Origin of the sequence: Pseudomonas sp. TE3-3-F2023 (genome assembly GCF_036784815.1) — a bacterium.
Taxonomy (GTDB): domain Bacteria; phylum Pseudomonadota; class Gammaproteobacteria; order Pseudomonadales; family Pseudomonadaceae; genus Aquipseudomonas; species Aquipseudomonas pudica.
Genome location: NZ_CP145113.1, coordinates 3,193,309 through 3,214,415, shown reverse-complemented (window position 1 = coordinate 3,214,415; position 21,107 = coordinate 3,193,309). Strand labels below are relative to the sequence as shown.

Annotated in this window: 15 protein-coding genes; 6 read left to right on the top strand and 9 right to left on the bottom strand. The window is 64.4% G+C overall.

Going from position 1 to position 21,107, the window contains the following annotated elements:
- The first annotated feature begins 94 nt into the window (after positions 1 to 94).
- Positions 95 to 742 carry a DUF1345 domain-containing protein gene (locus V3314_RS14530; RefSeq protein WP_046615420.1) on the top strand — a complete coding sequence of 216 codons (648 nt, stop codon included), beginning with the start codon at positions 95 to 97 and terminating at the stop codon, positions 740 to 742.
- Positions 743 to 1,016: 274 nt separating this feature from the next.
- On the top strand, positions 1,017 to 1,277 hold the full coding sequence (locus V3314_RS14525) for a DUF1652 domain-containing protein (protein ID WP_046615421.1): 261 nt from the start codon (positions 1,017 to 1,019) through the stop codon (positions 1,275 to 1,277).
- On the opposite strand, the gene V3314_RS14520 is transcribed toward V3314_RS14525, so the two are convergent.
- The 9 genes from V3314_RS14520 to V3314_RS14480 all read right to left on the bottom strand — a co-directional run bounded on the left by V3314_RS14520 (position 1,274) and on the right by V3314_RS14480 (position 17,740).
- Complete coding sequence (locus V3314_RS14520) at positions 1,274 to 3,364, bottom strand: EAL domain-containing protein (RefSeq protein WP_135002760.1); 2,091 nt, start codon at positions 3,362 to 3,364, stop codon at positions 1,274 to 1,276. The genes V3314_RS14525 and V3314_RS14520 overlap by 4 nt on opposite strands.
- Before the next feature lie 273 nt (positions 3,365 to 3,637).
- Positions 3,638 to 5,125 (bottom strand): efflux transporter outer membrane subunit, encoded by a 1,488-nt coding sequence (locus V3314_RS14515; protein ID WP_046615423.1) that lies wholly within the window; start codon positions 5,123 to 5,125, stop codon positions 3,638 to 3,640.
- The gene (locus V3314_RS14510; RefSeq protein ID WP_046615424.1) at positions 5,122 to 8,229 is read right to left on the bottom strand and encodes an efflux RND transporter permease subunit; all 3,108 of its coding nucleotides are present in this window, start codon (positions 8,227 to 8,229) and stop codon (positions 5,122 to 5,124) included. The genes V3314_RS14515 and V3314_RS14510 overlap by 4 nt, the downstream gene beginning before the upstream one ends.
- Complete coding sequence (locus V3314_RS14505; RefSeq protein ID WP_338459162.1) at positions 8,226 to 11,324, bottom strand: MdtB/MuxB family multidrug efflux RND transporter permease subunit; 3,099 nt, start codon at positions 11,322 to 11,324, stop codon at positions 8,226 to 8,228. Before V3314_RS14505 ends, V3314_RS14510 begins: the two co-directional genes overlap by 4 nt.
- Entirely contained in the window at positions 11,321 to 12,643 is a 1,323-nt protein-coding gene (locus V3314_RS14500) for an MdtA/MuxA family multidrug efflux RND transporter periplasmic adaptor subunit (protein ID WP_046615427.1), read from the bottom strand. Before V3314_RS14500 ends, V3314_RS14505 begins: the two co-directional genes overlap by 4 nt.
- A 349-nt stretch (positions 12,644 to 12,992) precedes the next feature.
- Positions 12,993 to 13,493: a thiol peroxidase gene (tpx, locus tag V3314_RS14495; RefSeq protein WP_046615428.1), complete on the bottom strand. Its 501-nt coding sequence runs from the start codon at positions 13,491 to 13,493 to the stop codon at positions 12,993 to 12,995.
- Positions 13,494 to 13,657: 164 nt separating this feature from the next.
- Positions 13,658 to 14,938 (bottom strand): serine/threonine transporter, encoded by a 1,281-nt coding sequence (locus V3314_RS14490; protein ID WP_046615429.1) that lies wholly within the window; start codon positions 14,936 to 14,938, stop codon positions 13,658 to 13,660.
- Between the two features lie 346 nt (positions 14,939 to 15,284).
- A complete protein-coding gene (locus V3314_RS14485; protein ID WP_046615430.1) occupies positions 15,285 to 16,481 on the bottom strand; it encodes an amino acid aminotransferase in 1,197 nt (398 codons plus the stop codon).
- A 233-nt stretch (positions 16,482 to 16,714) separates the two neighbouring features.
- Complete coding sequence (locus tag V3314_RS14480) at positions 16,715 to 17,740, bottom strand: Ldh family oxidoreductase (RefSeq protein WP_085599050.1); 1,026 nt, start codon at positions 17,738 to 17,740, stop codon at positions 16,715 to 16,717.
- 143 nt (positions 17,741 to 17,883) lie between these two features.
- Here V3314_RS14480 and V3314_RS14475 point away from each other — a divergent pair, with 143 nt between their 5' ends.
- The 4 genes from V3314_RS14475 (at position 17,884) to V3314_RS14460 (ending at position 21,103) form a co-directional block, all read left to right on the top strand.
- On the top strand, positions 17,884 to 18,756 hold the full coding sequence (locus V3314_RS14475) for a MurR/RpiR family transcriptional regulator (RefSeq protein ID WP_046615432.1): 873 nt from the start codon (positions 17,884 to 17,886) through the stop codon (positions 18,754 to 18,756).
- A gap of 22 nt (positions 18,757 to 18,778) precedes the next feature.
- Positions 18,779 to 19,531 (top strand): transporter substrate-binding domain-containing protein, encoded by a 753-nt coding sequence (locus V3314_RS14470; RefSeq protein ID WP_046615433.1) that lies wholly within the window; start codon positions 18,779 to 18,781, stop codon positions 19,529 to 19,531.
- Positions 19,532 to 19,676: 145 nt separating this feature from the next.
- Positions 19,677 to 20,396, top strand: coding sequence for an ABC transporter permease subunit (locus tag V3314_RS14465; protein WP_046615434.1), 720 nt, complete (start codon positions 19,677 to 19,679; stop codon positions 20,394 to 20,396).
- The gene (locus tag V3314_RS14460) at positions 20,393 to 21,103 is read left to right on the top strand and encodes an ABC transporter permease subunit (protein WP_025338833.1); all 711 of its coding nucleotides are present in this window, start codon (positions 20,393 to 20,395) and stop codon (positions 21,101 to 21,103) included. Before V3314_RS14465 ends, V3314_RS14460 begins: the two co-directional genes overlap by 4 nt.
- Positions 21,104 to 21,107 lie beyond the last annotated feature (4 nt).

The following is a 21,107-nucleotide window of genomic DNA, read 5'->3' as shown; positions in this document are numbered from 1 at the left end:
CGGGCTCGCCCGCTCCCACAATGGACCCACGCATGTCCCTCATCTCTGTAATGACCGGCTAGAGTGGTACCCATACACTCGAAAACGAGACCCCATGGCTTTCCACCGCCTGACCCACACCCACCCGCGCCTGAGCATCGCCACCGTGGTCGGCCTGCTCGGCGGCTGGCTGATCCCTGCCAGCGACAGCGTGCAGCACATCCTCGCCGGCTGGAACCTTGGCGTGTGGCTATACCTGCTGCTTGTGCTCTACCTGAGCTGGAGCGCCAGCCCGGAAAAGGTGCGCAAGGTCGCCCGCGTCGAAGACGAAAACGCCGGCCTGGTCCTGCTCACAGTGTGCATCGCCGCCATTGCCAGCCTCGCCGCCGTCACCCTGCAACTGGTGTCCAGCCGTGGCCTGCAAGGCACGGCGCTGGCGCTGCATTACCTCTATACCGGCCTGACCGTGGCCGGCTCCTGGCTGTTGATCGGCTGCATTTTCAGCCTGCACTACGCGCGGCTGTTCTATACCGGACAAAACCACGAACCGCCGCTGCGCTTCGCCGATGGCGAACGCAACCCCGATTACTGGGACTTCCACTACTTCTCGTTCACCATCAGCGTGGCTGTGCAAACCTCCGACGTGGGGGTCGCCGGCCGTGGCCTGCGCCGGGTGGTGCTGGCGCATTCGCTGGTAGGGTTCGTATTCAATACGGCGATCCTGGGGTTTACCATCAACATCGCTGCCGGCTTGCTCGGCTGATCGCACCGCTCGTCCGAAAACATCGTGCGGTAATGTCGATCAAAGTGGCAGAAACTGGCGGCTTAACTGCCATCAGCGGGCCAGAAAAACGTTTGCCTCGCGGGCCTGAGGCAAATGCCGTCCATGACAAGGATGTGACCTCTGTCATGTGTTAGCAAATTTGTCGTATTTACCGCCGAGAATACTCCATGACAGGTGCTATGGTTACCTTCCCGGCGGCCGCATCGATGTGGCCACCCGCTCACCACGTCCAGGTACGGACAAGGAGGCTGGCATGAACAAGATGACGTTCCCCAACGCCTGCCAGGTGATGCGCTGGCATTTCCACCCGCTGGGCTTCGAAGCCAGCATGGATGCGCCACGCAGCATGGTCGCGCGGCTTTTCGACCGCGCCACCGGCGAAACCCTGCTGGCGATTGCCGGCATCCCCTGCTCGGCGATAATGGCCGCTGCCGATGTAGAGCGCATCATCGAGGCCGTCGAGGCGGAGATGGATACCTTCATGCCCGCCTTCGCCTTGCGCGACGCGGTCTAGCCCACTGCGGTACTTTCCTGGCGCATGGCCTGCAACTTGCCCATGAACTGCTCGGCCGGCACCGGCTGGCCCAGCAGGTAGCCTTGCAGCGAATCACAGCCCAGGCGGGTCAGGAAGTCCTGCTGCCTGTCAGTCTCCACCCCTTCAGCAACGATACGCAGGCCCAGCGCCTGGCCCAGCGCCACGATTGCCGAAACGATCGCCGCATCGTCGCTGTCCTGCTCCAGGTCGCGCACGAAACCGCGGTCGATCTTCAGCTCGTTGGCCGGCAGGCGTTTGAGGTACATCAGGCTGGAATAACCGGTGCCAAAGTCATCGATGGACAGGTCCACGCCCATGTCGGACAACCGCTGCAGCACCGTCAGGCTGGCATCGGCGTCGTGCATGGCGGTGGTTTCGGTAATTTCCAGGGTCAGGCAGTTGGCCGGCAGGCTGTTCTGCTGCAGGGCCCGGGCCACGCTCTCGACCAGCCCGGCATGGCAGAACTGGATGGCAGACAGGTTCACCGCCATGCGCCAGCCGTGGTGCCCCTGGTCCAGCCACTGGCGCATCTGCCGGCAGGCCTCGATGAGCACCCATTCGCCAATCGGAATGATCAGGCCGGTCTTTTCCGCCAGGCCGATGAAACGGTCGGGCAGCAACAGACCCTGCTGCGGATGCTCCCAGCGCAGCAAGGCCTCGGCACCGATCGGCTGGCAATTCTGGGCGTCGAACTTGGGCTGGTAGTGCAGGCGGAACTGACGCTGCTCCAGGGCCTGGCGCAGGTCCTGCAATAGCTGCAATTGCTGGCGGGCGTTGCTGTTCATCGACGCGTCGAAGAAGCTGTAGCCATTCTTGCCGGCGCTCTTGGCGTGGTACATGGCGGCGTCGGCATTGCGCAGCAGCTCGTGCTGGTCCTGGCCATTGCCCGGGTACAGGACAATGCCCAGGCTCGCCGTCAACTGCAGGTCATGCTCGGCCACGCGGAACGGCCGTGACACCAGGTTGACCTGCTTGACCGCCACATCCATGGCATCGTTCGGCTCGCGCAGCTGCACCAGCAGCACGAATTCGTCGCCGCCGATGCGCGCCAGCGTGTCCTGGCTGTGCAGGTGCCCGCGCAGGCGTGTCGCCACCGCTTTGAGCAGCAAGTCGCCGACGTGGTGACCGAAGGCATCGTTGACTGGCTTGAAGCCGTCCAGGTCGATGAACATCAGGGCAAAGCAGCCGCCCTGCTCCGCTACCTTGGCGATGGCCTGCTCGATGCGGTCAGCCAGCAAAGTACGGTTGGGCAGGTCGGTGAGGGTGTCGTGCAGGGCCAGCTGGGTCAGTTCCTGGTTGGCCAGGGTCAGCGACCGGGCCAACTCGGCGGTGCGCGCCTCCAGGCGGGCGTCCAGCACCGAGGTGAGCAAGGCCACCGCCAGTACCGCCAAAGTGGTGATCAGCACCAGGTAGACCAGGCCGTCGCCTTGCAGGCCTCCCCCCACCAGCGCACCGCAGAAGCTGCCATCGGGGAAATTCGCCGCGGCCATGCCGGTGTAGTGCATGCCGACGATGGCGAAGCCCATCACCACCGCCGCCAGGCCGCGAATCTGCCGCACATAAGGGGTGTGCGCGCGCAGCCTGAAGGCGATCCACAACGCCGCTGCCGAGGCGCCCACGGCAATCAGCAGCGAGGCCCCGAACAGCGTCGGGTCATAGTCGATGCCCGGCAACATGCGCAGCGCGGCCATGCCGGTGTAGTGCATGAAGGCGATGCCTGCGCCCATGATCAGCGCGCCAAACGCCAGCTGCTGCCACGGCAGGCTCGGCTGGCTGACCAGCCACAAGGCAAAGCCCGAGGACAACACGGCAATCAGCAACGAAAACGCGGTCAGGGCAAGGTCGTACCCAAGGTCGATGGGCAGGCTGAAGGCGAGCATGCCGATGAAGTGCATCGACCACACACCGATGCCCATGGCCAGCGCGCCACCACCCATCCACAGGCAGGCAGCCCGGCCTTTGGCCGTGGCGATGCGGCCGGTCAGGTCAAGGGCGGTATAGGACGCCAGGATCGCCACGCACAGCGAAATCAACACCAGCGAAGAGGAGTAGCTACCGGTCAGCATTGAGAGTTCCAGCGACGGGACGGGAGGCCCGGAAAAAGCTGACGATTGTACTCAAGCTTAGGGGAAACGCACGGGGTTTTTGCGAATGGGAATGGATCCAAAGCCTGCGAGGGCCTGGACGGATGCGCGGTAGCTGTAGGAGCGGCCTTGTGTCGCGATCGGGCTGCGAAGCGGCCCCAGCGATCTGTGCTTGTACACAAAGTTCTGGGGCTGCTCTGCGGCCCGATCGCGACACAAGGCTGCTCCTACAGGGGTACGCGTCTGCGGGTCGCTTCAATCCTGCTCAGCGAAGGCTTGCCCGGCATCCCAACCACCACCTAGTGCGGCAACCAGCTGCACGCTTGCCACCAGGCGCCCCTGCAGCAGGTTCAACACACTGCGCTCGTTACTCAGCGCCGTGGTCTGCACGTTGACCACATCCAGGTAGCCGATCAGCCCGGCGCGGTACTGGTTCTCGGTCAGGCGCAGCGACTCGCGAGCGGCATCCAGCGCCTCCTGGCGCACCACCGCCTCATCGCCATAAACCTTCAACTGCACCAGCAGGTTTTCCACTTCCTTGAAGCCGTCGAGCACGGTCTGGCGGTACTGCGCCACGGTCTGGTCATACACCGCCACCGTGCGGTCCACCTCGGCACTGCGCTTGCCCGCGTCAAACAATGTGAGGGCCAGCTGCGGGCCCACCGACCAGTAGCGGTTGGGCAGTTCGATCCAGTTGCTGAAACTGCTGCTGGAGTAACCGCCACTCATGCTCAAGCTCAGGTCCGGGAAGTACGCCGCCCGCGACACGCCGATGTTGGCGTTGGCAGCCATCACGTTGCGCTCGGCCGCAGCGATGTCCGGGCGTCGCTCAAGCAGCTGCGAAGGCAGGGCCACCGGAATTTGCGGCAGCGCCGGAATGGCCTTGCTGTCGGCCAGGGCGAAGTCCGCCGGGGCCTTGCCCAGCAACACGGCAATGGCATTCTCGAACTGGGCGCGCTGCCAGACCAGGTCGATCAGATCGGCCTGGGTGCTCTTGAGCTGGGTGCGCGCCTGGGCCACCGCATCCGGGCCGGCGACGCCGGCGCGGTACTGGTTCTCGTTCATCCGCAGCGAGCGCTCATAGGCTGCCACGGTGGCTTCCAACAGGCGCTTCTGCTCGTCGATCACCCGAAGCTGCAGGTAGTTCTGCACCAGTTCCGACTGCTGACTGAGGCGGATCGAGGCCAGGTCGGCCAGGCTGGCTTCGGCACTGGCTTCGTTGGCGTTGAGGGTTTCGCGCAACTTGCCCCACAGGTCGATTTCCCAGCTGACGCCGAGCTGGGCGTTGTAGGTGTTGCGAATGCCGCTGCTGTTGTTGGACAGGCTCGAGCTGGAGCTGCCGGTACCCTGGGCCGAGCGGTTCTTGCTGACACTCAGGTCCAGGCTGGGGAACAGTGCCGCCCGGCTGCTGCGCACCAGCGCCTGGGCCTGGCGGTACTGGGCCTCCGATTGCGCCACGGTCTGGTTGCTGCGGTTGAGCTCTTCGACCAGCGCATTGAGCCCGGCATCGCCGTAGATTTCCCACCAGGCGCCGCGGGCGATGGCATCGGACGGCGTGGCCTGGGTCCAGCCTTCGGCATGCTTGAACTGCGCCGTGCTGCTCAGCTCCGGGCGGTGGTAGTCCGGGCTCAGGGTGCAGGCGCTGAGCAGGGCGACGCACAACCCGGCACCGAGCAGGCGCGAGCCACGCCCACGGGTCAGCGTCTGCAGGGCGCGGTGAAGTGGGGTCTGGGCAAAAGTCATAGCGGGGTTTCCAGGGCGGCGTCGGTGCGCACGCCACGCCAACGGTTGAAACGGTGACGCAGGCGGTCCAGGTACAGGTAGACCACCGGTGTCGTGTAAAGGGTGAGGATCTGGCTGAATACCAGGCCGCCAATGATGGTCAGGCCCAGTGGCTGGCGCATTTCCGCGCCTTCGGCGCGGCTCAGCAGCAGCGGCAACGCACCGAGGATGGCCGCCAGGGTCGTCATCAGGATCGGCCGCAGGCGCAGCAGGCAGGCCCGGCGGATCGACTCTTCCGGTGTCAGGCCCTGGTGGCGCTCCAGCTGCAAGGCCAGGTCGATCATCAGGATGGCGTTCTTCTTCACCACGCCGATCAGCAAGAACAGCCCCAACAGCGAGATCAGGCTGAACTCACCGCCGGTAACGTACAACGCCAGCAAGGCACCGACGCCGGCCGAGGGCAGTGTCGAGAGGATGGTCAGCGGGTGAATGTAGCTTTCGTAGAGAATGCCCAGCACCAGATAGACAAGCACCAGGGCGCCAAGGATCATCAGCGGCTGGCCTTCCTGGGTCTTGGCGAAGGCATCGGCGGTACCACCGAGCTTGGCGATCACTTCCTCGGGCAAGCCCAGCTTGGCCACCGCACGCTCAAGCGCCGCCATGGCCTGGTCGGGGCTGTAGCCTTCGGCGACGTCGAAGGCGATGCTTTCGGCGGCGAACTGGCCTTCGTGGCTGACTCGGTCGTTGGCCAGGCTGTTCTCGTAGTGGGCAATGGTCGACAACGGTACACGGGCACCGTCGGCGGTAATCACCTGTACCTGCTCGAGAGTGCTCGGGTCCCAGGCGTACTTCGGGTTGATCTCCAGCACTACCTGGTACTGGTTGAGGCTGTCGTAGATGGTGGAGATCTGCCGCTGGCTGTAGGCGTTGTTCAGTACCGTGGTGACCATGTCCATGTCGATGCCCAGGCGCTTGGCCTGGTCGCGGTCGACTACCAGGGTCACCTGCTGGGTACCGGCACCGTCGCGGGCGTCGATGGCAGTCAGCTGCGGCAGTGTGCGCAGCGCCGCCACCACTTTCGGGAACCACTCGCGCAACGCCGTCAGGTCACCGCTCTGCAGGGAGTACAGGTACTGCGAAGAGGTCTGGTCACGGCCCCCTCCGCCCAGTTGCAGGTCCTGGTCGGCCATCAGGAACAGGCGCCCACCGGGTACCTTGGGCATTTCCTTGCGCAGGCGTTCTATCACCTTCTGTGCATCGATCTTGCGCTCGCTGATCGGCTTCAGGCGCACCAGCACAAAGGCGTTGTTGGTGCCGCTGTTGCCGCCGATGAAGCCGGCAACGCTCTGCACCGCCGGGTCGGCCAGCAAGGCGCGGCGGTAGATTTCCATTTTCGGCTGCATCACGCTGAACGACAGGCCGTCGTCGCCACGGATGAAGCCCATCAGCTGGCCGGTGTCCTGCTGCGGCATCAGCGTCTTGGGCACCACCACATAAAGGGCGATGTTGATGCCGATGGTGGCCACCAGGCTGATCAGCGTCAGGCGCTTGTGGCGCAAGGCCCAGCCCAGGCTGCGGTCATAGGCATCGACCATGCGCTGGTGCAGCTGGTCGCTCCAGCGCTGCAGGCGGGTCTGCTCGGCCTGCTGCGGCTTGAGCCAGCGGGCACACAGCATCGGCGTGAGGGTCAGCGACACCACCAGCGACACGATGATCGCCGCCGCCAGGGTGATGGAGAACTCCTGGAACAGGTTGCGCACGATGCCGCCCATGAACAGGATGGAGACGAACACCGCCACCAGCGACACGTTCATTGACAGCAAGGTGAAACCCACTTCCTTGGCACCTAGGAAGGCCGCTTTCATCGGCGGCTGGCCATCCTCGATGTGCCGCGAGATGTTCTCCAGCACCACGATGGCATCGTCCACCACCAGGCCGGTGGCAAGAATAAGCGCCATCAGCGACAGGTTGTTGAGCGAGAACCCGCACAGGTACATGACCGCGAAGGTGCCCACCAGTGACACCGGCACCGCCAGGCTGGGGATCAGCGACGCCCGCAGGCTGCCGAGGAACAGGTAGACCACCAGGATCACCAGCACCACGGCGATCAGCAGGGTATGCTCGGCCTCCTTGAGGGTGGCCTTGATCACTGGCGAGCGGTCCATGGCCACGTTCAGTTGCACGCTGGCCGGCAGCAACGACTGCAGGGCCGGCAGCTGCGCCTTGATCTGGTCGACCGTTTCGATGATGTTGGCGCCGGTCTGGCGGTTGACCACCAGCAGCACCGCGCTCTGGTCATTGAAGAAGCCGCTGTTGTAGCGGTTCTCGACGCCGTCGGTGATGGTCGCCACGTCGGACAGGCGCAGGATCGTGCCGTTCTGCTGGCGGATAACCACGGGCTCGTAGTCCTTGGCGCTTTCCAGCTGGTCATTGGCACGCACCTGCCAGTTGCGCTCGGCGTCTTCGACAAAGCCCATCGGCCGGCGCTGGTTGGCGTTGGACACCGCAGTGCGCACTTCATCCAGCGCCAGGCCGTACTGGTTGAGCAACTGCGGCTCGACGGCAATGCGAACCGCCGGCAGCGAACTGCCGCCGATCTGCACCTCCCCTACCCCCGGCACCTGGGCCAGGCTCTGCGACAGGATGGTATCTGCCAGGTCGTACAGCTGGCCTTTCTGCAGCACGTCCGAGGTCAGTGACAGCACCATGATCGGTGCCTGTGACGGGTTGATCTTCTTGTAGGTGGGCATGCTGCGCATACCGCTGGGCAGAAGGTTGCGGGTGGCGTTGATCGCCGCCTGCACCTCACGCGCCGCACCGTCGATGTCACGGCCCATCTCGAAGCCGATGATCACCCGTGTGGAGCCCTGGTTGGAGCTGCTGGTCAGGGTGGTCACGCCGGCGATGCTGCCCAGCTTGCGCTCCAGCGGCGTGGCCACGGTGGAGGCCATGACTTCCGGGCTGGCGCCGGACAGGTTGGCCGACACCACGATCACCGGGAAGTCCATCTGTGGCAGCGGCGCCACCGGCAGCAGGCCGAAGCTGACCCCACCCAGCAGCATGATCGCCAGGCTCAACAGCATGGTCGCCACAGGGCGACGGATGAAAGGACCGGACAGGTTCATGCCTCGGCCTGCTTCACGTCAGTGGCCGGGCGCCAGCGGCGGGCCAGGCGGTCGAAATACAGGTAGATGACCGGGGTGGTGAACAACGTCAGCACCTGGCTGACCAGCAACCCGCCCACCATCACCAGGCCCAGCGGCTGGCGCAGCTCGGCGCCTGAACCGGTGGCGAGCATCAGCGGCACGGCGCCGAACAGCGCGGCCAGGGTGGTCATCAGGATCGGCCGGAAGCGCAGCAGCGCCGCCTGGTAGATGGCATCACGCGGGCTCATGCCCTGCTGGCGCTCGGCCTCGAGAGCGAAGTCGATCATCATGATCGCGTTCTTCTTGACGATGCCGATCAGCAGGATGATGCCGATGATGGCGATCATGCCCAGGTCGTTGCCGCTGATGAGCAAGGCCAGCAAGGCGCCGACCGCCGCCGACGGCAGGGTCGAAAGAATGGTAACCGGGTGGATGTAGCTCTCGTACAGCACGCCCAGCACGATGTACATGGTCACCACCGCCGCCAGGATCAACAGCAAGGTGCTCGACAGCGATGCCTGGAAGGCCTCCGCCGCGCCCTGGAAGCGGGTCTGCACGCCCAGCGGCATGCCGATGTCCTTCTGCACCTGCTCGATCACCTGCACCGCCTCGCCCAGCGAAGCGCCGTGGGCCAGGTTGAACGACAGGGTCACCGCCGGGAACTGGCCGATGTGGGAAATGGCCAGCTGGGCCTGGCGCTGCTCGATGCGCGCCAGCGCCGACAGGCGCACCTGGCCGCCATCGGTGGCCTTGACGTGGATCGACTCCAGCGCCTGCGGGCCGATCACCGCCGCATCCTGCGATTGCAGCACCACGCGGTATTGGCTGGCCTGGGTGTAGATGGTCGAGATCTGGCGCTGGCCGAAGGCGTCGTACAGGGCGTTGGTGATCTGCGACACGCTGATGCCCAGGCGGCTGGCCATGTCGCGGTCGATCACCAGGTACACCTGCAGGCCCTTGTCCTGCAGGTCGCTGGCCACGTCGGCCAGTTCCGGGCGCTGCTGCAGCGCCTGCACCAGCTTGCCGCTCCATTGCGCCAGCAGGTCGGCGTCCGGCGACGACAGGCTGAACTGGTACTGGGTACGGCTGACCCGATCTTCGATGCTCAGGTCCTGCACCGGCTGCATGAACAGGCGAATACCCACCAACCGGTCGACTTGCGGCTGCAGGCGGTTGATCACCTCGGTGGCCGTGACATCACGCTCGCCATGGGGCTTGAGGTTGATCAGCAGGCGGCCGCTGTTGAGCGTGGCGTTGTCGCCATCGACACCGATGTAGGACGACAGGCTCTGCACTGCAGGGTCCTGCAGGATCACCTTGCTCAGGGCTTGCTGGCGTTCGCTCATGGCGGCGAACGAGGTGGACTGCGGCGCTTCGGAAATGCCCTGGATCACCCCGGTGTCCTGCACCGGGAAGAAGCCCTTGGGCACCACCATGTACAGGAATACGGTGAGCGCCAGGCTGGCCACGGCAACCAGCAGCGTCAGCGGCTGGCGCTTGAGTACCCACAGCAGGGCGCTGCCGTAGTGCCTGATCAGCCAGTCGATCCAGGCGCCACTGGCGCGGTAGAAACGGCCCTGCTCCTCTTCCTTGGGCTCGCGCTTGAGCAGGCGCGCGCACATCATCGGCGTGAGGGTCAGCGATACCACCAGGGAAATCAGGATGGCCACCGCCAGGGTGATGGCGAACTCGCGGAACAGGCGGCCGACCACATCGGCCATGAACAGCAGCGGGATCAGTACCGCGATCAGCGAGAAGGTCAGCGAGATCAGGGTGAAGCCGATTTGCCGGGCGCCCTTGAGCGCCGCCTGCATGGGCGTCTCGCCCTCCTCGATGTGCCGGGAGATGTTCTCCAGCATGACGATGGCGTCGTCGACCACGAAACCGGTGGCGATGGTCAGGGCCATCAGCGTCAGGTTGTTGACCGAGAAGCCGGCCAGGTACATCACGCCGAAGGTGCCAATCAGCGACAACGGCACGGCGATCGACGGAATGAGGGTGGCGCTGAAACGGCGCAGGAAGACAAACGTGACCATCACCACCAGGGCGATGGCGATCAGCAGTTCGTGCTGCACGTCCTTGACCGCGGCGCGGATGGTCTGAGTGCGGTCAGTGAGTACCGAAACATCAAGGCCGGCCGGCAGGTTGTCGGTGATCGACGGCAGCAGGGCCTTGATGCGGTCGACCACTTCGATGACGTTGGCGCCCGGCTGGCGCTGGATGTTCAGCAGCACGGCGTGGTTTTCGTTGGCCCAGGCGGCCAGGCGCTCGTTTTCCGCGCCGTCGACGATTTCGGCCACGTCCTTCAGGCGCAGCGGTGCACCGTTGTTGTAGGCCAGGATCAGGTTGGCGTATTCCTCAGGGGAACGCAGCTGGTCGTTGGCATCGAGCATCGACACCCGGGTCGGGCCGTCGAAGTTGCCCTTGGGCTGGTTGACGTTGGAGGCGCCGATCAGCGTGCGTACGTCCTCCAGGTTCAGCCCGTTGGCGGCCAGGGCGTCGACGTTGACCTTGATCCGCACCGCCTGGCGCTGGCCGCCGGCGATGCTGACCATGCCCACACCGCTGATCTGCGCGAGCTTCTGGGCGACGCGGGTGTCGACCAGGTCGTTGAGCTTGGGCAGCGGCATGGTCTTGCTGGAGATGGCCAGGGTCAGCACCGGTGTGTCAGCCGGGTTGACCTTGTTGTACACCGGTGGCGCCGGCAGGTCGCTGGGCAACAGGTTGCTGGCGGCGTTGATCGCGGCCTGCACCTGCTGCTCGGCAACGTCCATGTTCATGTCGAGGTTGAAGCGCAAGGTCAGCACCGAGGCGCCGCCGGAGCTGGTCGAGGCCATCTGCTGCAGGCCCGGCATCTGGCCGAACTGGCGTTCAAGCGGTGCGGTAACGGCGCTGGTCATGACCTGTGGGCTGGCACCGGGGTACAGGGTCATGACCCGGATGGTCGGGTAATCCACCTGCGGCAAGGCGGAAACCGGCAGCAGCTTGTAGGCGATCAGGCCGGCCAGGACGATAGCCAGCATGCTCAGCGTGGTGGCAACCGGCCTCAGGATGAACAGACGCGAGAGGTTCATGCGCCCGCCTTGCCTGCTGCGCTACCAGGCTGTGCTTCAGCGGGTTGCACGCCACCAGTGCTTGCCGAACCCTTGGCTTCCTGGCCTTGCAGGTGCTGGCCCGGGGTGGTCGGCACCTGCGAGCTGTCTTCGACCACTTCCACCTTGGTGCCTTCGCGCAGGCGGTCGGTGCCCTCCAGCACCAGGCGGTCGCCGGCCTTCAGGCCCTCGAGGATGACGCTGTTCTCGCCGTCGCTGGCCCCTACCTTGAGCTTGCGCACATTCACCTTGCTCTCGTCGTTGACCACATAGGCGAAGGTGCCGTCGTTGCCGAACTGGATGGCCGCCGACGGGGCCATGGTCACCTGCTTGAGGGTATCGGCCAGCAGGCGCACGTTGACGAACTGGTTGGGGAACAGGGCCAGGTCCTTGTTCTCGAAGCGGCCCTTGAACTTGAGTGTGCCGGTAGTGGTGTCGATCTGGTTGTCGATGCTGCCCAGCACGCCGGTGGACTGCAGCTTGCTGTCACTGCGGTCCCAGGCTTCGACCGGCAGGCTGGCGCCGCTGCGGTAGCGTTCCAGCACGGTGCTCAACTCGGTTTCCGGCAGGGTGAAGGCAACGCTGATCGGCTCGGTCTGGGTGATCACCACCAGCGCGGTGGTGTCGTTGGCCGCCACCAGGTTGCCCAGGTCGAGCTGGCGCAGGCCCACGCGGCCGTTGATCGGCGCGCGGATCTGGGTGAAATCGAGGTTCAGGCGGGCGTCGTTGACCTGCGCCTGGTTGGTCTTCACCAGCCCCTGGAACTGCGCCACCTGCGCTTCGGCGGTGTCGAGGGTTTGCTTGGCGATGCTGTCTTCGGCGTACAGGCCTTTATAGCGGGCCAGGTCGACCTGGGCGTTCTTCAGCTGCGCCTGGTTCTGCGCCAGGGTGCCTTCGGCCTGTTGCAGGGCGATGCGATACGGGCGCGGGTCGATCTCGGCGAGCAGGTCGCCGGCCTTGACCTGCTGGCCTTCCTTGAAGTGGATCTTGACCAGCTCGCCAGCCACACGGCTGCGCACGTTGACGGTGTTGGTCGCAGTGACGGTGCCCAGGGCCTTGTAGTACAACGGGAAGTCGCCGACCCGTACCGGCTCGACGCGTACCGGCACCGGGTCGCTGGAGCCGCCGAAGCCTGGGCGCCCGCCCATCATGCCCGTGCCCTTGCCACCGCGCCCGCCACCGGCTTCTTTAGGCGCAGGCGCTGCTGCGGGCCACAGCCACCAGGCCAGTGCAGCCACCAGCAGCAGGATCAGCAGGCCTACGAGCCAGCGACGAGGGGAACGGGAATTGGACGCTTGCATGGGTTGAACGAACCTTGTTCGGAATGACGACTTGGGGAGGATGAACGATAAGCACTGGCATCGTTTTAGCAAAGCGCCTTTACCAGAGGTTTACCTTTGCCTGACGTTGCCAAGGGTTTGAACTTTAAATGAAAACGGCCCGGAACGTGTTCCGGGCCGTTTACAGGGTGTTGCCTGGAGCAGGTGGCGGGCTGAAAGGTTTCGGTTGCCTGTGCCGGCCTCTTCGCGGGCTTGCCCGCTCCCACAGGTACTGCAAAGGTTTCAAAGCCTGTGACATCCCTGTGGGAGCGGGCAAGCCCGCGAAGGGGCCGGTACAGGCGATAGACGCCCGCCCTGCCCCACACAACGCTTACTTCAGCACAGCCAGCGCTGCATCGTAGTTCGGCTCGTCAGCGATTTCGCCAACCAGCTCGCTGTGCAGCACCTTGTCGTTTTCGTCCAGCACCACCACGGCACGGGCAGCCAGGCCGGCCAGCGGGCCATCGGCAATGGCCACGCCGTAGTTTTCGAGGAACTCGCGGCCACGCAGGGTCGACAGGTTCTTCACGTTGTCCAGGCCTTCAGCGCCGCAGAAGCGTGCCTGGGCGAACGGCAGGTCGGCGGAGATGCACAGCACCACGGTGTTGGCCACATCGTTGGCCTGGGCATTGAACTTGCGCACGGAGGTAGCACAGGTCGGAGTATCGACGCTCGGGAAGATGTTCAGCACCTTGCGCTTGCCGGCGTAGTCTTTCAGCGACTTGTCAGCCAGGCCTTCACCTACCAGGGAGAAAGCCGGAGCCTGGGCGCCGGTTTTCGGCAGTTCGCCTTTGACCTGAACCGGGTTGCCTTTGAGAGTCACTTGAGCCATGACGAAATCCTTATGCGGGTTTGAAAAGGACACTGAGTTAAGCATGAAGGCGGCCGGGTGCCTATGGGGCAGGTGAAATTGTTCTGTTGCCGGACAATTCTTGTGGACAAAAAAATGCCCGGGTGGCAACAAGCGACCCGGGCATTACTGTTGCAGATGGCGTATCAGCCCAGCAGGCCGTATACCACCGAGGTCAGCGCAACCAGGCCGACTACCACCACGAACACGTTGGAGGCAGCACCGCTGTACTTGCGCATGGATGGCACGCGGCGAATGGCGTACATCGGCATCAGGAACAGTAGCACCGCGAGGATCGGGCCACCGAGCGACTCGATCATGCCGAGGATGCTCGGGTTGAGCGTGGCGACGATCCAGCACACCACCAGCATCAGCGCGGCGACCACGCGGTCCAGGGTCTTGGCCCCCGGGCGTGCGCCGGCCTTGGTGATGATGCCCTTCAGGCCTTCGCTGGCGCCGATGTAGTGGCCGAGGAACGACTTGGCGATGGCCACGAAGGCGATCAGCGGTGCAGCGAACGCGATGGTCGGGTTGCTGAAGTGGTTGGCCAGGTACGACAGGATCGACAGGTTCTGCGCCTTGGCCTCGGCCAGCTGGGCGCTGCTCAGGGTGAGCACGCAGCTGAACACGAAGAACAGCACCATCACCACCATCAGCAGGTGGGCACGGCGCAGGATCTGGCCGCTACGCTCATCGGCATGCTCGCCATAGCGGCGCTTCTGGTCGACGGCAAAGGCGGAGATGATCGGCGAGTGGTTGAACGAGAACACCATCACCGGAATCGCCAGCCACAGGGTGTGCAGGAAGGCCGAGGCCGGTGGTACCTGGGTGGCGCTGTCGAGGATGCCACCGGTCCAGTGCGGGACCAGGTACAGGCCCAGCAATGCCAGGGCGACGATGAATGGGTAGACCAGCAGGCTCATGACCTTGACCGTGGCCTGCTCCCCACAGCGCACGATGGCCAGCAGGCCGAGGATCAGCACGAACGACAGGATGGCGCGTGGCGGCGGCTGCATGTGCAGCTGGTGCTCCATGAAGCTGGACACGGTGTTGGTCAGCGCCACGCTATAGATAAGCAGGATCGGGAAGATCGCGAAGAAGTACAGCACGGTGATCGAGGCGCCGGCGGTAATGCCGAAATGTTCCTTGACCACCTCGGTGATATCGCCGTCATTGCGCCCGGAAAGGACGAAACGGGTCAGCCCGCGGTGAGCGAAATAGGTCATCGGGAAGGCCAGTATGGCCAGGATCAGCAACGGCCAGAAGCCGCCAAGGCCGGCGTTGATCGGCAGGAACAGGGTTCCGGCGCCGATCGCTGTGCCGAACAGGCCCAGCATCCAGGTGGTGTCGTGACGCGACCAACTGCCGAGGGTGGCGGGGGTCGATTCTGCAAAGCGTTGTTCAACGCTTGGGGCCTGCTCATTCATTCCGGGTGAAGCTCCACTCGCAAGACTGCAACAGGCTGAGAATGGCGAAATAGACGTTTCGCCCAACTCAACCGAAAAAGGGAGCGCGATTGTGCACGGAAAGGTTGCACTTGCGAAGCCCTTTTCCGAGGAGCGGTTGCACTTGTCTTTACAAGCGGGTTATGCCGGTGGGCTGCAGGAGGAATTTGACAGGTGTAGGAGCGGCCTTGTGTCGCGAAAGGGGTGCGCAGCGCCCCCAACGTTTGCAGCTTCGCCGCGAATATTGCCGGGGCCGCTTTGCGGCCCTTTCGCGACACAAGGCCGCTCCTACAGAGGCCGCACCCCACAGAAGCGGCCCCGTGCGGTGTTACTTCTGGACGGCGGCGAAAGCTTCGGCAACCCGTTGCAGGTTGGCCGGGCGCAGGCCGGACATGCATACGCGGCCGCTGTCGATCAGGTATACGCCGAACTCGTCACGCAGACGGCGCACCTGCTCGACGCTGAAGCCGGTGTAGCTGAACATGCCGCGCTGGCGCAGGAAGAACTGGAAGTCCTGGCCTGGCAGCAGCACGGCCAGGGCATCGACCAGCGCCTGGCGCATGTCGAGGATACGCTTGCGCATCACTTCGACTTCCTCGGCCCATTGGGCATTGAGGGCGGCATCGCTGAGTACGCCAGCGACCAGCTGGGCGCCGAAGTTGGGCGGGCTGGAGTAGTTGCGACGCACAGTAGCCTTGAGCTGGCCGAGCACGCTCTGGGTAGTGGCTTCATCGTCGCAGACCACCGACAGGCCGCCAACACGCTCGCCGTACAGCGAGAAGATCTTCGAGAACGAGTTGCTGACCAGGCACGGGACGCCGGCGCGGGCCATTTCGCGGATGGCGTAGGCGTCTTCCACCAGGCCTTCGGCGAAGCCCTGGTAGGCGATGTCGAGGAACGGAATCAGCTGGCGTGCCTTGACCACTTCAACCACCTGTTGCCACTGGTGCTGTTCCAGATCGGCGCCGGTGGGGTTGTGGCAGCAAGGGTGCAGCAGCACCACACTGTTGGCCGGCAGATTCTGCAGGGTGGCCAGCATGCCGTCGAAGTCCACGCCACGGGTGGCCTGGTCGAAGTACGGGTAGGTGTGCACCTTGAAGCCGGCGCCTTCGAAGATGGCGCGGTGGTTGTCCCAGGTCGGGTTGCTGACCCAGACTTCGGACTGCGGGAAGTAGCGCTTGAGGAAGTCGGCACCGACCTTGAGGGCGCCGGAACCGCCCACGGTCTGCACGGTGGCCACGCGCCCGCCGGTAACAGCCGGGTGATCGGCACCGAACAGCAGCGCCTGGATCGCCTGGCGGTAGCTGGCCAGGCCTTCCATCGGCAGGTACAGCGAGGCTTCGTGGTCCTGGCCGGCGATGCGTTTTTCCACCGCATCCACAGCCGCCAGTTGCGGCACCACGCCGGCCTCATCGTAGTACAGGCCGATGCTCAGGTTGACCTTGTCGGCGCGCGGGTCGGCCTTGAAGGTTTCCATCAACGAGAGGATCGGGTCGCCGGCATAGGCATCGACATGTTTGAACACAGCGTGCAGCTCCTTGGATCAGGACAGTTCGAAAATGCAGCCCTGAGCATACCCGGAGTGCGGGCTCAGGAACATCCACTATTGTGCAAGGTTGTCTATGCAACATTGCATGGCTGGGGATTGGTGCAGGCAGTGAGGGCCTCATCGCCGGCAAGCCAGCTCCCACCGGTACAACACAGGCCTTGAGGGTTGTGGTGTACTGCGGGAGCTGGCTTGCCGGTGATAGGGCCGGGTCAGCCAAGCAGCTCTTTCAGGCCTTGCAGCTCCTGCTCGGTCACCGCCACCCCCTCCTCCTCGGCCACCTCGCGCTCGCGGTAACGCCGCTCGCCGGGCATGCGCGTCAGCCCCACCGCCTGCATCTGCTCGACCAGTTCGCGGCTGCGCTGGGCAAACCGCTCGCCCTCGGCCTTGCTCGGGTCGATGACGATGATCAGCTGCCCGGTCCACGGCGTCTTCGCCCCGGGGTGCCCCGACCAGTCGAACTCCCAGGAGAAATGCCCGCCGGTCAGCGCCGCCGCCAGCAACTCCACCATCATCGACAAGGCCGAGCCCTTGTGCCCGCCAAATGGCAGCAAGGCGCCGCCTTCCAGAATCGCCTTGGGGTCGGTTGTCGGCTCGCCATTGGCGTCCACCCCCATGCCCTCCGGCAATTGCTGGCCAGCGCGCGCGGCAATCTGCACGTCGCCATGGGCCATGGCGCTGGTGGCCATGTCGAAGACGATCGGGTCATGTTCCGCGCAGGGTGCGGCAAAAGCGATGGGGTTGGTGCCGAACAGCGGCTTGCGGGCGCCGTGTGGCACCACGCAGGTCATGCTGTTGACCACGCTCAGGGCTACCAGGCCTTCGTCGGCGAATGGCTCCACATCCGGCCAAAGCGCAGCGAAGTGGTGCGAGTTGTGGATCGCCAGCACGGCGATGCCAGCGTTGCGTGCCTTGGCCACCAGAAGTTCACGGGCTGCGGCCAGCGCCGGCTGGGCGAAGCCGCCTGCGGCATCGACACGAACATGACCGGGCGCCACGTCGCTGACCTTCGGGGTGGCCTGGCCATCGACCCAGCCGCTGGCCAATGTCGAAACATAGCCAGGCATGCGAAACACCCCATGGCTATGGGCGCCATCGCGTTGGGCGCTGGCGCAGTTGTGGGCCAGCACCCGGGCCACGCTTTCGCTGCAGCCATGGCGCTGGAAGATGCTCTGCAACAGGGCCTGCAGCTCGGTAAAAGGCACACGCACGACGGTGCTGGTGGAAGGTGCGGACATCTGAAGCTCCTTGTTGGAATTGGAATGGCTACAGCGTTGCAACGACAAAAACTTTCCTGCATGTGACAGCTATCTGTCAAATGTTGACTTGATGACAGAAAACAGCCATTTTCTTTCGCAAGCCTTACCCCTGGAGCCGCAGCATGAGCCAACCGATCAAGCAACGCCTGGAAAACAGCCTCGAAGGGGCCGCTGCTTCGGGCCGCAAGATCGCCACCTACATGCTCGCCAACCTGCATGAACTGCCGTTCCAGACCTCGGCCAGCATTGCCGTCAAGCTGGGCGTCAGCGAATCCAGCGTCGGCCGTTTCTGTCGCTCATTGGGTTATGCCCACCTCAAGGCGTTGAAGCAAGACCTGCAGAACGACCTGGGCGATGGCCCGTGGCTGGTGGGCGACCGACTGCAAGATTACCGCCAGAACCAGGACGCCAGCGACAACGCCGGCAGCCTGGAGCTGGAGATCGCCGCACTGGTGCGCGTGCACGAGTATCGCCAGAGCAGTGCCTGGCACAGCGTCGCCCAGCGCCTGGCGAGCAAGCAGCGGGTTTTCATTGCCGGCTTCCAGACCGAGCGTGGCATCGCCATGTGCATGAGCCACCTGCTGCAGTACCTGCGCGACGGCGTGCAGCTGGTCGATATCAGTGCCGGGCACTTTGGCGAAGTATTGCTGGGCCGCGCCGAAGACAGCGCCCTGGTGGTGTTCGAAGCCCGCCGTTATTCCCGCCATGCCCTGCTGTTGTGCCAGAAGGCGCGCGAGGCTGGCATTGCGGTCACCCTGGTGACCGATCCCTTCTGTGACTGGGCCGATGCCAACGCCGACGAGGTGTTCCGCATCCCCACCGAGTTCAATCTGTTCTGGGAGTCCACCTCGACCATGCTGTCGTGGGTGCACCTGATGGTCAACGAGGTCTGCAAGAAGCTCGGACCGGATGTTGAAAAACGCTTGGAAGCAACTGCCGCTCTACATAATGAATTCGTCGGCTACACCTCGTGGTCGACGGGAAAACAACAATAGCAAGAGTGCAATGAGGTGCGAGATGAACAAGACCATGGCCTTGGTGGGTGCGTGCGCCCTGCTGCTGTCGGGTGCCGCCAGTGCCGAAACCCTGCGCTTCGCCACCGAGGGCGCCTACCCGCCCTTCAACTATGTCGACGCCAATAACCAGTTGCACGGCTTCGACATCGACATCACCCATGCCCTGTGCGAGCAGATGAAAGTCGAGTGCACCCTGGTTGCCCAGGACTGGGAAGGCATCATCCCGGCGCTGATGGCACGCAAGTACGATGCAGTGGTCGCGTCGATGATCAACACCGAAGAACGGCGCAAGAAAATCGCCTTCACCGACCACTACTACCGCACCCCGCTGACCGTTGCCGTGGCCAAGGACAGCAAGATCAGCGACGCCCAGACCAACTTCGACGGCTACACCGTTGGCGCCCAGTCGTCCTCCACCCAGGCCATCTACGCCGAAGACGTCTACGCCAAGGCCGGTGCCGACGTGAAGCTGTACCCGACCATGGACGAAGCCAACGCCGACCTGGCCGCCGGCCGCCTGGACGGGGTGATTGCCGACAAGTTTCCACTGCACGAGTGGATGACCAAGAACGGCGGGGACTGCTGCAAGATCCTCGGCGACGTGGCCGACACCAAGGCCGATGCCGCCATTGCCGTGCGCAAGGACGACGAAGCCCTGCGCCAGCGCCTGAACACCGCGCTGCAACAGATCGTGGCCAACGGCACCTACCAGAAGATCGCCAGCAAGTACTTCGCTTTCGATATCTACAACTGACCTTCAAGGCCTCATTGCCTGACCGGGCCCTATCGCCGGCAAGCCAGCTCCCACAGGTAGCTCACTGACCTGAAGAACAGAGGTGTACCTGTGGGAGCCGGCTTGCCGGCGATGAGGCCGGTAAGGTCAACACAAGGTGTTCGTCATGCTCGATCAATTGTCCTTGCTGTCCTTCGCCAGTGGAGGCTGGGGCCAGGCGCTGCTGGCCGGCGCGCTGGTCACCGTTTCCCTGGCCCTGGCCTGCCTGCCCATCGGCCTGCCGCTGGGCCTGGTGGTCGCCCTTGCAGCGCGCTCGCGCAAGCGCTTGCCGCGCGCATGGGCCACCACCTTCTCCACCGTGTTCCGTGGCCTGCCCGAACTGCTGACGCTGCTGATCATCTATTACGGCTGCCAGATCGCCGCGCAGAAGATCCTCGCAGCCCTGGGCTACCAGGGTGAGTTCCTGATCAATACCTTCCTCGCCGCGATGATCGCCTTCAGCCTGGTGTTCGCCGCATTCTCCAGCGAGATCTGGCTGGCAGCCTTCAAGACCCTGCCCAAGGGCCAGCTGGAAGCCTGCTCGGCGCTGGGCCTGAGCAAGCGCACCGGCTTCTTCAAGGTGCTGCTGCCGCAACTGACCCGCATCGCCCTGCCCGGCCTGTCCAACAACTGGCTGTCGCTGCTCAAGGACACCTCGCTGGTATCCACCATCTCGCTGGTCGACCTGATGCGCCAGACCAACCTGGCGGTCAGCGTGACCAAGGAGCCGATGTTCTTCTATGGCGTGGCCTGCCTGGGCTACCTGCTGTTCGCCGCCATTTCCGGACGCGTGTTCGCCTTCATCGAACGGCGCAGCAACCGCCACCTGCAAGGAGCACGCGCATGAGCTTCGAACAACTGCTGGCGCTGGTCCTCGACCCCGACCTGCTCGACCGCTACGGCCCACGCTTCCTCGATGGCCTGCTGGTAACGGCCAAGCTGGTGGCGATTTCCTTCAGCCTGGGCGCCGTGCTCGGCCTGTTGCTGGCCCTGGCGCGCATGTCGCGCAGCCTGCTGCTGCAGCGCATGGCCGCCGGCTACGTGTACTTCTTCCGTGGCTCGCCGCTGCTGGCCCAACTATTCCTGCTGTATTACGGCCTGGGCTCGCTCAAGGGCTTCTGGCAGGACGTCGGCCTGTGGTGGTTCTTCCGCGAAGCGTGGTTCTGCACCCTGCTGGCGTTCACCCTGAACACCGCCGCCTACCAGGCCGAAATCTTCCGCGGCAGCCTGATGGCCGTCGCGCCCGGGCAGCATGAGGCGGCGCGGGCGCTGAACCTGAAGCGCTCGACCACCTTCTTCAAGGTGATCCTGCCGCAGTCGCTGCTGGTGGCCATCGGCCCGCTGGGCAACGAACTGATCCTGATGATCAAGGCCAGCGCGATCGCCTCGCTGGTGACCATCTACGACCTGATGGGCGTGACCAAACTGGCCTTCTCGCGCAGTTTCGACTTCCAGATCTACCTGTGGGCCGCCGTGCTCTACCTGCTGATCGTCGAACTGGTGCGGCGCCTGCTGAAACACCTGGAAGCCCGCCTGGGCCGCCACCTGAACTGACCGA